Origin of the sequence: Rhizobium redzepovicii, from assembly GCF_019793435.1 — a bacterium.
GTDB classification, from domain to species: Bacteria; Pseudomonadota; Alphaproteobacteria; order Rhizobiales; family Rhizobiaceae; genus Rhizobium; species Rhizobium redzepovicii.
Genome location: NZ_JAILYH010000002.1, coordinates 35,792 through 48,150, shown reverse-complemented (window position 1 = coordinate 48,150; position 12,359 = coordinate 35,792). Strand labels below are relative to the sequence as shown.

Annotated in this window: 13 protein-coding genes; 11 read left to right on the top strand and 2 right to left on the bottom strand. The window is 63.0% G+C overall.

Annotated elements, in window-relative coordinates; all coding sequences use genetic code 11:
- Positions 1-5: 5 nt before the first annotated feature.
- On the bottom strand, positions 6-725 hold the full coding sequence (locus tag K6N12_RS02660) for a GntR family transcriptional regulator (RefSeq protein WP_003592247.1): 720 nt from the start codon (positions 723-725) through the stop codon (positions 6-8).
- 202 nt (positions 726-927) lie between these two features.
- Here K6N12_RS02660 and K6N12_RS02655 point away from each other — a divergent pair, with 202 nt between their 5' ends.
- The 10 genes from K6N12_RS02655 to K6N12_RS02610 all read left to right on the top strand — a co-directional run bounded on the left by K6N12_RS02655 (position 928) and on the right by K6N12_RS02610 (position 10,254).
- Complete coding sequence (locus K6N12_RS02655; protein WP_097624329.1) at positions 928-1,758, top strand: substrate-binding periplasmic protein; 831 nt, start codon at positions 928-930, stop codon at positions 1,756-1,758.
- Between the two features lie 62 nt (positions 1,759-1,820).
- Positions 1,821-2,603 (top strand): amino acid ABC transporter ATP-binding protein, encoded by a 783-nt coding sequence (locus K6N12_RS02650; RefSeq protein ID WP_131710635.1) that lies wholly within the window; start codon positions 1,821-1,823, stop codon positions 2,601-2,603.
- A gap of 9 nt (positions 2,604-2,612) precedes the next feature.
- Positions 2,613-3,275 carry an amino acid ABC transporter permease gene (locus tag K6N12_RS02645; protein WP_183854304.1) on the top strand — a complete coding sequence of 221 codons (663 nt, stop codon included), beginning with the start codon at positions 2,613-2,615 and terminating at the stop codon, positions 3,273-3,275.
- Positions 3,276-3,284: 9 nt separating this feature from the next.
- Entirely contained in the window at positions 3,285-3,953 is a 669-nt protein-coding gene (locus tag K6N12_RS02640) for an amino acid ABC transporter permease (protein WP_183854306.1), read from the top strand.
- 30 nt (positions 3,954-3,983) lie between these two features.
- On the top strand, positions 3,984-4,862 hold the full coding sequence (gene dapA / locus K6N12_RS02635) for a 4-hydroxy-tetrahydrodipicolinate synthase (RefSeq protein WP_222148682.1): 879 nt from the start codon (positions 3,984-3,986) through the stop codon (positions 4,860-4,862).
- A 58-nt stretch (positions 4,863-4,920) separates the two neighbouring features.
- Complete coding sequence (locus K6N12_RS02630) at positions 4,921-6,159, top strand: NAD(P)/FAD-dependent oxidoreductase (RefSeq protein ID WP_131710637.1); 1,239 nt, start codon at positions 4,921-4,923, stop codon at positions 6,157-6,159.
- Positions 6,160-6,193: 34 nt separating this feature from the next.
- Complete coding sequence (locus K6N12_RS02625) at positions 6,194-7,684, top strand: aldehyde dehydrogenase family protein (protein WP_222148681.1); 1,491 nt, start codon at positions 6,194-6,196, stop codon at positions 7,682-7,684.
- Positions 7,681-8,715, top strand: coding sequence for a proline racemase family protein (locus K6N12_RS02620; protein ID WP_131710639.1), 1,035 nt, complete (start codon positions 7,681-7,683; stop codon positions 8,713-8,715). The genes K6N12_RS02625 and K6N12_RS02620 overlap by 4 nt, the downstream gene beginning before the upstream one ends.
- 9 nt (positions 8,716-8,724) lie before the next feature.
- On the top strand, positions 8,725-9,489 hold the full coding sequence (locus tag K6N12_RS02615; protein WP_097624335.1) for an SDR family NAD(P)-dependent oxidoreductase: 765 nt from the start codon (positions 8,725-8,727) through the stop codon (positions 9,487-9,489).
- A 9-nt stretch (positions 9,490-9,498) separates the two neighbouring features.
- Complete coding sequence (locus tag K6N12_RS02610) at positions 9,499-10,254, top strand: SDR family NAD(P)-dependent oxidoreductase (RefSeq protein WP_131710640.1); 756 nt, start codon at positions 9,499-9,501, stop codon at positions 10,252-10,254.
- An 11-nt stretch (positions 10,255-10,265) separates the two neighbouring features.
- On the opposite strand, the gene K6N12_RS02605 is transcribed toward K6N12_RS02610, so the two are convergent.
- Positions 10,266-11,261, bottom strand: a complete 996-nt coding sequence (locus K6N12_RS02605; RefSeq protein WP_131710681.1) for a LacI family DNA-binding transcriptional regulator — start codon at positions 11,259-11,261, stop codon at positions 10,266-10,268.
- A gap of 301 nt (positions 11,262-11,562) precedes the next feature.
- Between K6N12_RS02605 and K6N12_RS02600 the strand changes: the two genes are divergently transcribed.
- Positions 11,563-12,357, top strand: coding sequence for a TIM barrel protein (locus K6N12_RS02600; RefSeq protein WP_131710641.1), 795 nt, complete (start codon positions 11,563-11,565; stop codon positions 12,355-12,357).
- Positions 12,358-12,359: the final 2 nt, after the last annotated feature.

Genomic DNA, 12,359 nt, shown 5'->3' with positions numbered 1-12,359 from the left:
CGCTGTTACTCCGCAGCCCGCAACGGCCCCAACGCGACATCCGTCGTGTAGTTCTCGCGCATGAAGTTGATGAAATTGTCTTGGAATTGGCGCGTATGGGCATGGGCGAGCTCATCGGCGAGCTCGACGTTCTTGTCCCTGATGGCATCGAGCATCAGCGTGTGCTCGTCGGTCAGCAGATAGCCCTCATGGGTCCGCTCCAGATATTCGAAATGCAGGTGGAGCATGCGCTGTCCCTGCGACAGCAATTTCTCGTAGAAGGAGGCGAGGTACTGATTTTTTCCGGCATGGGCGATCGCCATGTGGAATTCCTTGTTGGCCTCCGACATGGCGAGATGATTGCCGGTTTTAACCGCCGCTTCGAAGATCTTCAGCCGCTTGGCGATGGTCTTGAGGTCGGCCTCGGTCCGGAGCGCTGCGGCAAGCCGCGTATTCATTCGCTGCGCGATGTCGAGCGCCTCGACATATTTGGGAAAGGTCGCGACTTCGATCGGCGCGACGATCGTGCTGCGGTTGGAAAGCGTCACTACCAACTCGTCGGCGCCGAGCCGGATCAGCGCTTCACGCACTGGCGAGCGCGACATGTCGAAGCGTTCGGCAAGCGTCATCTCGTCGAGAAGCTGACCGGGCGGCAAAGCAAGCGACAAAATCTCGTTGCGGAGCGTTTCGTAAACGCTCTTCCAGCCGGTCCCGCGGATGCGTTTCACTTCCGATTCATCAGACACTTAAGTCCCTTTCTCCAGGCGCGGATCCCATTGGGCCAGAAAAACAGCGTGTCGGCAATGTAATTTTTCCGCTTGACTTTGTCGACACGCTGTTGACATGATCCCGTCCAGTCGACACGCAGCCGACAAAAAACCAATAGAAACGGCCAGAGCCGACGAGTGGAACCGCGCGCTTTCGCGCACAGCAAAAGAGGAATGCCCAATGCTTTCTTTGATAACGTCCGCCTTGCGGGCGCTGCCCGTGCTCGCCCTGATGGCAGGTCTTTCCGCAACCGCCGCACACGCCCAGACCACTGACGGATATTGGCAGGGCGTGCAGAAGGCAGGCACGCTGCGCTGCGGCGCGGCCGTTGCGCCGCCTTATGTCATGCGCGATCCGGCGACGGGCGAGTACACCGGCTTCTTCGCCGATCTCTGCAAGGAATTTGCCGACGTCCTCAAGGTGAAGCCTGAATTCGTCGATACCACCTGGGACAATATCGTTGCCGGTCTGCAGGCGGGCAAATGGGATCTGTCGCTGGCGCTCAACCGGACACCAACTCGCGCCATGGCCGTGCAGTTCTCGATCCCGGCGATGGAGTACCAGATCTCGCTCGCCTACAATAAAAACAATCCGAAGATTACCACCGGTGCCGCTTCGGTGGCCGATATTGACAAATCAGGCGTGACGCTCGCCGTCATGTCCGGCACGGCGCAGGACAAAGCCATTTCCGCTGCGGTGAAGAACGCCACGATCATGCGCCTTCCCGGCAATGACGAGACCCGGCTGGCGGTCACCTCGAAGCGCGCCGACATCCTGGTCGACGCCTCCGATACCAATCAGCTCTTCACCCAGTCGAACCCGGATTGGGCGGTTGCGCTCAACCCGACGCCGGCTCTTGCCAAGCAGGGTGTCGCTTTCGGTCTGCCGCATCAGCTTTCGGCCGCCGATGTCGAAGTGGTCGATATTTTCCTCGAAGAGAAGGTCGCCACCGGTCACGTCGATGAGCTGATCCGCAAGGCGGTCGACGACGTGCTCAAGGGCGCAAAGTAACCTCGCCGGGCCGGTGCGGGGATCGCGCCGGCCCTTCCAGCTTCGATCATCGGAGATTGGCCATGACCACCTCCTTCAGCCTTCCCCTCGTGAAAATGCAGGCGCTCCACAAAAGCTATGGCAACGGAGCAATCCAGGTGCTGAAAGGCATCGACATTGAAATGACGCGCGGCGAACGCGTCGTCGTCATCGGTCCGAGCGGCGGCGGCAAGAGCACGCTACTCAGGGTGATGATGGGCCTGGAGCAGATCGACAGCGGCTCGGTCAGATTCGACGGCAAGGCCTATATTTCTTCCGATGGCGGTGCCAGGAAGACCCAGATCGACACCAATGTCCGCCGCTCGATCGGCATGGTCTTTCAGCACTACACGCTGTTTCCACATCTGAGCGTCATTCAGAACCTGATCCTCGCACCCTGCAAAGTGCGCGGAGAAAGCAAGTCGAAGGCGACCGCTCGCGCCCAGGCTCTGCTCGAGCGCTTCGGGCTCGGCGCCAAGGCCAATGCCTATCCGGCACAGCTTTCCGGCGGCCAGAAGCAGCGCGTCGCCGTCGCCCGCGCATTGATGCTCGATCCGAAGCTGATGCTGTTCGACGAGGTTACCTCGGCGCTCGATCCGGAACTCGTGAGCGAGGTGGAGCAGGTGATCCTGCAGCTCGCCGCCCAGGACATGCCGATGATGATCGTCACCCACGACATGTGGTTCGCCAAGAACATCGCCTCGCGCGTCATCTTCTGCGCCGGCGGCGTGGTCGTCGAGGACGGCCCGCCCGAGCAGGTGCTCGGCGCTCCGCGCGAGGAACGCACCAAGGAATTCATCGACCGCGTCTTCCACATCAAACAGTAGGAGGCACAGATGAACTACACGTTCGATTTCAACGCCGTCTCCATCGCTCCGCTGCTGCAGGGGCTGTGGGTTTCGCTGCAGCTGACAGCGGCTGCGAACGCCCTCGGCATCGTCCTGGGCTTCGGACTCGCCCTCCTGATCATGAGTCCGATCAAGGTCGTGCGGCTGCCGTTCATGCTGTTCGTCGAATTCTTCCGCTGCACGCCGGCGATCGTCCAGATCGTCTGGATATTCTACTGCGTGCCGATGCTGTTCGACGTCTTCCTCGACCCGATGACGATGGGCATCATGGCCCTCGGGCTCAATCTGATGGCGTTCAATGCCGAGGCCTACCGGGCATCCATCCAGGCGGTGCCGCGCGAGCAGCTCGATGCCGGCATCGCGCTCGGTCTCAATCCGCTGCAGCGGGTGCTCTACATCGTCTTCCCGACGGCGTTCCGCGCCTCGATCCCGGTGCTTTTGACCAACGGCATCGTCATTTTCCAGCAGAGCGCGCTGGTCGCGATCGTGGCGATCCAGGACCTGATGTACCAGGGCAAGACTCTGGCGACGGAGACCTATCGCCCGATCGAGACCTTCACGGTCGTGGCACTCATCTATTTCGCCGTGTCCTTCCCGATCACCCAGATCGTCGGCCTGCTCGAACGCCGCCGCCAGATCCTCGTCAGCTAGGAGGCCAGCATGATGACGCTCGATTTCTCGATCCTGCTGCGCTTCGAAAACGCGCTGCTGCTCGGCCTGTGGATGACGATCAAGCTGACGATCATCTGCATCGTGCTTGGATGCTCTCTCGGCTTTCTCGTCGGTTTGGCCCGCGCGTCGCGCAATTTGGCGCTTCGCGCCATTGCAGGCACCTATGTCGAATTCTTCCGCGGCACGCCGGTCCTTATCCAGCTCTTCTGGATCTTCTTCTGCCTGCCGCTGCTCCTCGGCGTCGAGCTTTCGAATCTCGCATCGGGCGTCATCACGCTGACGCTCTACATGGGCGCGATCACCAGCGAAACGTTCCGCGCCAGCCTCAAATCCATCGGCCGCGAGCAGTTGGATGCCTGCGTCGCACTCGGCCTGCCGCGCAGCGCCCAGGTCGTCAACGTCGTGCTGCCGCAGGCGGTGCTGCGGGCCATCCCGACGCTGCTGTCGAACTGCGTCAGCCTCTTCAAGGAGAGCGCGCTCGTCTCCGCCGTCGGCATGGCGGACCTGATGTTCGTCGGCCAGAACATCTCGAACAACACGGCCCGCCCGGTCGAAGTGCTGACGGTCGTCGCGCTGATCTACTTCGCCATTGCCTTCCCACTGACGCGGGCGGTTTCCCTCATCGAGGGACGCATCCTCAAGAAGCTCGCAATCTGAAAACCGTCATTCCCAGGACAGGAGAATCCCATGAAACTTTCCGGCGTCGTGCCCGCCCTCATCACACCCTTCGACGCGAGCAACAAGATTGACTTCAAGGCGTTCGAAAAGCTTCTGACACATCTGCGTGAGGCAGGCGTCACCGGCTGGGTTCCGAATGGGTCCACAGGTGAATATTTCAGCCAATCCAGGGAAGAGCGTCGTGACGTGCTGCAGTTCGTCAAGGAGTTTGCCAGACCGGGCGAAATTCTGATCGCCGGCACCAATGCGCCGGCGACCCGCGAGGTGATCGAGCAGACGGCTATGGCACGCGACATCGGCTATGACACGGTCCTGCTGGCGCCGCCATTCTATACCCGTCCGACGCAGGCGGAGCTCATCAAGCACTACGAAGCCGTGCTCGGTGCTGTCGATGTGAACCTCGTGCTCTATTCCTATCCGGCCAAGGATGGTTCGGACATCGGCTTCGAGCTGATGGATCATTTTGCCGATAATCCGCGGGTGATCGGCATCAAGGAAAGCTCGGGCGTTTTGCAGCGCGCCATCGACATCGCCAGCCGCTATGAGGGCAAGATCCAGCTCGTCAGCGGCTCGGACGATATCGCGCTCGATTTCATGTTCTGGGGCGCGGAAAGCTGGATCTGCGGTCCGTCCAACTGCATGGCCAAGGCGTGCTGCGATCTCGACCGAACCTACAAGGCGGGAGATCTCAGCAAAGCCCGCGAGATGATGAAGACCCTCTATCGGGCGATGAACATCCTGGAGAGCGGCAAGTTCGTGCAGAAGATCAAATATGGCTGCGAGCTGCAGGGCTTGTCCGTGGGGACGTGCCGCGCGCCGCTCGGCGAGCTGACCTCGGAGGAAAAGGCCGAGTTCAGGGCGGCGATGGAGCCGATCCTCAACTGGTAGCAGGAACAGGCCGGGGCGGCCGAACCGCCCCGGGATCTCTGAATTTACGAGGTTCGCCGTGTCATCCATCGTGATCGTCGGCGCCGGCATTATCGGCGCCACCATCGCCTATGAACTCCAGCGCCGGGGAAACGACGTCACCCTGATCGACAGGGCTGCCCCCGGCATGGGCGCCTCCTACGGCAATATGGCGAGCATCGCCGTCACCGAATTCATGCCGGCTTCGCGTCCCGGCATCTGGGCGCAGATGCCGAAATGGCTGCTCGACCCGGAGGGGCCGGTGCGCATCCGGCCCGCCTATCTGCCGAAACTGGTGCCGTGGTTCCTGAGGTTCCTCGCCGCCAGCCGCCCCTCAAAATTGAGGGAGCTGGAAGCGGCCGGCGCCGTGCTCTGCGGCCGCGTCTATGAAGACCTTGACGTGCTGCTCAAGGAGACCGGTCTTGCGCATATGCTGACGGCCGAGGGCTGCCTCAGCCTCTATACTGACGACGCCGAATTCAGGGCGGATCGCGAACATATCGATATTCTGGAGCGTTTCGGCTTCCGGCACGAAATCCTCGGCGGCAACGCCATCCGGGATCTCGAGCCGGCCTTGACCGCTAGGATTGGCAAGGCGGTACTCTTTCCCGACAATCGGTCGATCACCGATCCGTACAAACTCGTCGCCGCCCTCATCGAAAAATTCCAGGCGCTCGGCGGCCGGATCGTCGAGGCCGACGTCGCAGGCTTCGAGCAAAGCGAGGCCGGCGTCTCGGCTCTGCGTCTGGCGGACGGGCGCACCCTTGCGGCGGAGAAGGTGGTGCTCGCGGCCGGTGCCTTCACCGCCCGACTTTCCGCGCTGCTGCGTGAACATATCCCGCTCGAAACCGAGCGCGGCTACCACACGCAGATCATGGAGCCCGGCATTTCGATGCGCCATTCGATCATCTGGCCGGCGCGCGCCTTCATGGTGACGCCGACAGCGGGCGGCATCCGCGTCGGCGGCACGGTCGAAATGGCCGGCCTCGACGCCCCGCCGGATTACCGGCGCGCGAAAATCCTGGTGAAGCGGGCTCGAGAAGCATTGCCGGAGCTGAAGGCCGAAGGGGTGACGGAGTGGATGGGGCATCGCCCGGCACTGCCCGATACCGTGCCGGTCATGGGACGGTCCGCCAAGCACCGCAACGTTTGGTACGCGACCGGCCATGGGCATCTCGGCCTGACCTATGCCGCCACGACGGGCCGGTTGATGGCCGATCTCGTTACGGGCGTTGAACCGCCCGTGGACATGAAACCCTATCGCGTCGACCGCTTCTGAGCGCGGCGCCGACGCAAGGCAAAAGGGAGTGAACATGCGAAGCGAACTCTACATTGATGGACAGTGGGTGAAGCCGGTCAAGGGCGGCGTCTGCACGGTGACGAACCCGGCAACGGAAGAGGTGATCCAGACGATCGGCGCCGCAACGGCCGAGGATGTCGACCTTGCCGTCAAGGCAGCGCGCCGGGCCTTCGACAAGGACGGCTGGCCGAAGTTGACGGGCGCCCATCGCGCCCGATATCTCCGGGCCATCGCAGATGGCATCCGCGCCCGCCAGGCCGAGATCGCCCGCCTCGAGGTCCTCGACAACGGCAAGCCGTTCCCCGAGGCCGATTGGGACGTCGCCGACGCCGCCGGCTGCTTCGATTTCTACGCGGGTCTCGCCGAACAGCTCGACAACAATCCCGAGGAGACGATCGCGCTTCCCGATCAGCGCTTTACCTCCAAGGCGGTACGCGAGCCGCTCGGTGTCGCCGGCGCGATTATCCCCTGGAACTATCCGCTGCTGATGGCGGCATGGAAAGTCGCCCCGGCACTGGCCGCCGGCTGCACGGTGGTGCTGAAGCCCGCCGAGCTGACATCGCTGACGGCGCTTGAACTGGCGGTGGTTGCCGACAAAGCTGGGCTGCCGCCCGGCGTGCTCAATATCTTGACCGGCGCCGGGTCGGTCGCCGGCCAGGCGATCATCGATCACAAGCAGGTCGACAAGCTCGCCTTTACCGGCTCGGGGCCGGTCGGCTCGAAGATCATGGCGGCGGCCGCCCGCGACATCAAGCGGGTCAGCCTCGAACTCGGCGGCAAGTCGCCCTTCGTCGTCTTCGAGGACGCCGATATCGACAAGGCTGTCGAATGGATCATGTTCGGCATTTTCTGGAACCAGGGTCAGGTCTGCTCGGCAACGTCGCGGGTCCTCGTGCAGGACACCATCTACGAGCGGCTGCTCGCACGACTGATCGAGGAGACGAAGAAGATCAAGATCGGCAACGGTCTCGACGAGGGCGTTCTCCTTGGGCCGCTGGTTTCCAAGCGCCAGCACGAGCAGGTTGTTGCCGCGATCGAAGCGGCGCGGCAGGCCGGTGCGACGGTCGCCTGCGGTGGAGCCCGCCCGGAAGGATTCGACAAGGGCTATTATCTCCAGCCGACCGTTCTGACCGATGTTCCGCTCGACAGCGCCGCCTGGGTGGAGGAGATCTTCGGGCCTGTCGTCTGCATCCGGCCGTTCAGGACCGAGGAAGAGGCGATCGAGCTCGCCAATGATTCCCGTTTCGGCCTCGCCGCCGCTGTCATGTCGAAGGACGACATCAGGGCCGAGCGCGTTGCCGCCGCCTTCCGCGCCGGCATCGTCTGGATCAATTGCTCGCAGCCGACCTTCACCGAGGCGCCCTGGGGCGGCTACAAGGAATCCGGCATCGGCCGCGAACTTGGCCGCTGGGGCCTCGACAACTATCTCGAGACCAAGCAGATCACCCGCTTCGTCGGCGAGGATCCCTGGGGCTGGTACATCAAGCCGGAGGCGGCCGAATGAACTGGAACCGCAGCCTCGACCTGCTGCAGGTCCACTGCCAGGGCGAGATCGGCAAGGTTATCGTCGCAGGCGCGCCCGAAATACCGGGCGCGACCATGCTCGACAAGATGAACCACATCAACACGGTGGACGACAGCCTGCGCCGCTTTGTCACCTTCGAGCCGCGCGCCAACGTTGCCATGTCGGTGAACCTGCTGGTCGAGCCGACCCGCGCCGACGCCGATGCCGGCTTCATCGTGTTGCAGGCCGACCGCGCCCACCCGATGTCCGGCAGCAACTGCATCTGCGTCGTCACCGCACTGCTCGAAAGCGGCCGGGTGCCGATGTCGGAGCAGGAGACGGTGGTGCGGCTGGACACGCCCGCCGGCCTGATCGTCGCGCGCGCCACCTGCCGCGACGGCCGCTGCCTTTCGGTCAGCCTCGACAATGTGCCGAGTTTTGCCGAGGCGCTCGACAGTGAGGTGGAGACGCCGAAATGGGGCCGCATCAAGGTCGATGTCGCCTTCGGCGGCGTCTATTACGCGCTTGTTGATGTCGACCAGCTCGGCCTCGATATCGCTCCGGCCAATGCCCGGCTGCTGGCAGAGGCCGGCATCGAGCTCAAGTCGCTCCTTGCCGGGCAGGTCTCTGTCGCCCATCCCGTTTTAACCGGCGTCAACGAGATCGCCTATGTGATGTTCCGCGGGCGCGAGGCTGACGGGGCGGTCAGGACCTGCACGACGCTGCAGCCCGGCCGCGTCGACCGCTCGCCCTGCGGAACCGGCAGCTCGGCCAATCTGGCGACGCTCTATGCCCGTGGCGAAGTCTCGGTCGGAGACTTGAGAACGTCCCGGTCGATCATCGGCGGCGAGTTTCTGGCGGAGGCGATCGGCGAAACCGAGGTGGGCGGCCGCCGCGCCGTGTTGCCGAGAATAACCGGCCGCGCCTATGTCTATGGCCGCGAGCAGCTGCGTATGTCCGACGACGATCCCTTCGCCGCGGGCTTTGCGCTCTCTGATACATGGGGGCCGCAGGTCGGCCTGCTCGGATAGGAGCCCGCAATGTCTTACCTTCAACCTCTGGCCGGCCAGACTGTCCTCGTCACCGGGGCATCCGGCGGAATCGGCGCAGCCATCGTCGAGCGCCTTTCGGCCGAAGGCGCGCGACCGGTCATCCATTACGGCCGCGACAGGCAACGTGCGGAAGCCCTGCTCTGCAAGCTTGGCGGAAACGGCCTGATCGTTCAGGCCGACCTCTCCCGTCCGGACGGCGCCTTCGCGCTTTGGGGCGATGCGCTTTCGGCGGCGGGGCGGATCCATGCCGTCGTCAACAATGCCGGGGTCCGCAACGAGATTTCGATCGATGCCGATCCGGCCGATTGGCGGGCAGCCTGGCAGAAAGAGTTTCAGGTGAATTTCTTTGCCGCGGCCGATCTCTGCAAAGAGGCGCTCGTGCATTTCAAGCAGCATGACGGCGGGCGGATCGTCAATATGGCCAGCCGCGCCGGTCAGCGCGGGTACGCCGCCGACGCCATGCCTTATGGGGCGACGAAGGCGGCGCTCACCAATCTCACAAAGTCGATCGCGAGGAGCTTCGGTCGCGACGGAGTGGTCGCCGTCTCCGTCGCGCCGGGATGGGTGCGCACAGATATGGCCGAGGATTTCGTGGCAAGGCACGGCAAGGAGGCGGCGGTTGGCGATATTCCGATCGGCGCGATGGCCGAGCCGGGCGAGATCGCCGAGCTGGTCGCCTTCCTGCTTCGTCCGTCGCAGGCATCGGTCAACGGCGCGACATTCGACGTCAATGGCGGCAGCTACATCAGATAGGAGAACGGGATGAAGAGATTTCATGGCAAGGTAGCGGTCGTGACCGGTGGCGGCGGTGGCATCGGCTCCGCCATATCGAAGAGGTTGGCCGAGGAAGGCGCGCTGGTGGTGGTGACCGATGCCAACGCTCAGGCCGCAGGCGAAGTCGCGTCGCTCATCGAGGCGGCGGGCGGATCGGCGACCGCCATTGCGGCCGACATCTCCCGCAAGCCGGAATGTGTGGAACTTATCGAAAAAGCCTTTGCGATCAAGGGGCGGCTGGATGTGCTGGTCAACAATGCCGGCATCAACCGGCGCGGCAATCTGCTGGCGCTCTCGGATGAAGACTGGCAGCTGAGTTTCGCGGTCAATCTGGATTCGATGTTCCATCTCTGCCGCGCGGCCCTGCCGCATATGATCGCCGCCGGTGGCGGCGCGATCATCAACACGGCCTCGCAATGGGGGCTTTACCCCGCGCCGAACCACATCGCGTACAACACCACGAAGGCGGCCGTTGCCGCCTTCACCCAGAACCTCGCCCGCGACTATGCGCCGGACAAGGTGCGCGTCAACGCCGTGTGCCCCGGCGAAATTCGTACGCCGATGCTCGAAGCCGGCGTCAAGCGCTCCGGCCGGACGATCGCCGAACTCGACAGGCTCGTTCCCTACGGCCGCATCGGCCGTCCGGAAGAGGTCGCGGCCCTCGTCGCGTTCCTCGCCTCTGACGAGGCCGCGTTCATGTGCGGCTCTTTGGTGGAGATCACCGGCGCGCAGGCCGTATCATAGCGCCCGGACGACTATGTCGAACTTCGGACGACGAGCCGGCCCGGCAGCGTCACAGTCTCCGGTTCGACGGCGCCCTTAATCATGCTGACGACAGCCCGCACCATCTCTTCCCTGGGTTGTTCGTAGGTTGTCAGTCCGTATCCGTATGATCCGCCGAGTTCGTAATTATCGAAGCCGACGATAGCGATGTCCTCGGGAATCTTCAGTCCGAAGTTTCCGCGAATCTCGTCCATTGCTCCCAGTGCGAGAATGTCGTTTTCGCACATCAGGACATCCACCCGCTTTTTCGCCGGCGTGCTCGCGAGATATGCCCGGACGGACGCCGCACCCGCGTCCGCACTGTACCTGTCTGCGGAAAGAAGTGAGATGTTTTGGATGCTGTGCTGGGCCCAGAACTCGAGGTAATGCTGACGTCGCCTCAGCGCCGTCGAGAGAGCGGCGGCCCCACTCATGAAACCGGGTCGCCGATAGCCTCGTTCATAAAGGTGACGGACGATGTCCCGAAGCGCCAGTTCGGCGTCGCATACGACGGCTGGGACGCCGTCGATCTGGCTGTCTCGAGCCAGAACGAACATGGGAGGCATTCCATGGCCGAGCTGCAGGTCGGTCAGCGTCTCATCGCGGAACGCGGTACCGAAGAGAATGATGGCGTCGACCTGACGCTGGTCGGCATGGAGCAGCGCGTTCACATGGTCGAAGTGATTGTTGATGTTGATGAGCATCGCAACCAGCCCCGCCGCCTGTAGCTGCTCCGTCAAGGTTTCGAGGAAAGGGAGTTTTTGCGGGTTGGCAAAATCGTCGACGAACACCGCCACCTGGCGCGTCGAGTTGGTCGCGAGACTGCGCGCCAAAAGGTTCGGCGTGTAGTTGAGCGCGGCTGCCATCTCCAGCACCTTCCGCTTACTCTCCTCGGTGATGGACGCGCCGGGTGTGAAGGCCCTGATGACCGTCCACTTCGATACTCCTGCGGCCTCCGCCACCTGTTTTGCCGTTGCCCGCTTGCGCATTACGCCTCCCGAAGAAAATAGAATAAACATTCCATTTTCTGATTCCGGTGAAATGAATGCTTGCTTTTAGCTTATTCCTGCATATGATGCACCTGCTTTGCACCCGGTAGCAAGCGTTTTGCACCCGGTAGTATTCGTTTTGTCCGTTCCTGTGGAGGGGACGGTTGGAGGAGGAAAGGAACTTCAGTCGATCTCCGAGGAGCTTGGCGGAACGATTTGACGCTCTCGTCAAAAAAGGTCGGTCCAGCACCTGCGTGCCGGACCACGGACACTCATACCCATGATCAGGGAAGAACCCGCAATGAGCAATTCCATCTCATCCCCCTTTCCATTGGCGGCTTGCGCCGAAATGCTCTGGCGCGATCGGCCCATCGAATGGCGTGCCTCACGGCTCAAGGAACTGGGTTTCGGCGTCGGTCTCTGGAACTGGCCGGAACATGACATTCGCAAGCTGGAGGCGACCGGCGCCACTTTCACCATCATGAACGGCTATCTCACTGGCCGGCTCACCGACGACGAGGGCGCGGATGAACTTCTGAGGACGGCGCGCCAAACTGCTGAGATCGGCAAGCGCCTCGGCGTTCAGCGGCTGAACCTTCACGGCACCGGTCTTGGCGACCGCGGCCTTCCGGTTCAGCCGATAGAGGTCGTCACGGGGGCGATGTGGATGAAGGCGCGCGACACGTTGCGCAGGATCGTCGACTTGGCGGAGGATGAGAATGTCGTCTTCACTCTCGAGAATTTGAACCTGCCGGTCGACCACCCAGGTGTGCCGTTCGGGCGCGCGGAGGACACGATGGCGCTCGTTTCCAGCATCGACCATCCCCGTCTTCGCCTGAACCTTGATCTCTATCACGCCCAGATCGGCGAAGGGAACCTGATCGAGCTGTGCCGCAGGTGCTTGCCATGGATTGGCGAGATCCAGGTCGCCGACGTGCCGGGACGCTGCGAACCCGGCACGGGCGAGGTCAACTGGAAAGGGGTCGCCAAAGCGCTGACGACGATGGGCTACGCCGGTCCCGTCGGCTTGGAAGCCTGGGCTGCCGGCGATTCCGACGCCGCGCTCGAAGCCTTCCGCTCAGCATTCACCCTCTGACG

Bases quoted from the DNA above. Each gene is read 5' to 3' on its own strand.
- K6N12_RS02655 (WP_097624329.1), top strand. From the start codon at position 928: ATGCTTTCTTTGATAACGTCCGCCTTGCGGGCGCTGCCCGTGCTCGCC.
- K6N12_RS02650 (WP_131710635.1), top strand. From the start codon at position 1,821: ATGACCACCTCCTTCAGCCTTCCCCTCGTGAAAATGCAGGCGCTCCAC.
- K6N12_RS02645 (WP_183854304.1), top strand. From the start codon at position 2,613: ATGAACTACACGTTCGATTTCAACGCCGTCTCCATCGCTCCGCTGCTG.
- K6N12_RS02640 (WP_183854306.1), top strand. From the start codon at position 3,285: ATGATGACGCTCGATTTCTCGATCCTGCTGCGCTTCGAAAACGCGCTG.
- dapA (WP_222148682.1), top strand. From the start codon at position 3,984: ATGAAACTTTCCGGCGTCGTGCCCGCCCTCATCACACCCTTCGACGCG.
- K6N12_RS02625 (WP_222148681.1), top strand. From the start codon at position 6,194: ATGCGAAGCGAACTCTACATTGATGGACAGTGGGTGAAGCCGGTCAAG.
- K6N12_RS02620 (WP_131710639.1), top strand. From the start codon at position 7,681: ATGAACTGGAACCGCAGCCTCGACCTGCTGCAGGTCCACTGCCAGGGC.
- K6N12_RS02615 (WP_097624335.1), top strand. From the start codon at position 8,725: ATGTCTTACCTTCAACCTCTGGCCGGCCAGACTGTCCTCGTCACCGGG.
- K6N12_RS02610 (WP_131710640.1), top strand. From the start codon at position 9,499: ATGAAGAGATTTCATGGCAAGGTAGCGGTCGTGACCGGTGGCGGCGGT.
- K6N12_RS02605 (WP_131710681.1), bottom strand. From the start codon at position 11,261: ATGCGCAAGCGGGCAACGGCAAAACAGGTGGCGGAGGCCGCAGGAGTA.
- K6N12_RS02600 (WP_131710641.1), top strand. From the start codon at position 11,563: ATGAGCAATTCCATCTCATCCCCCTTTCCATTGGCGGCTTGCGCCGAA.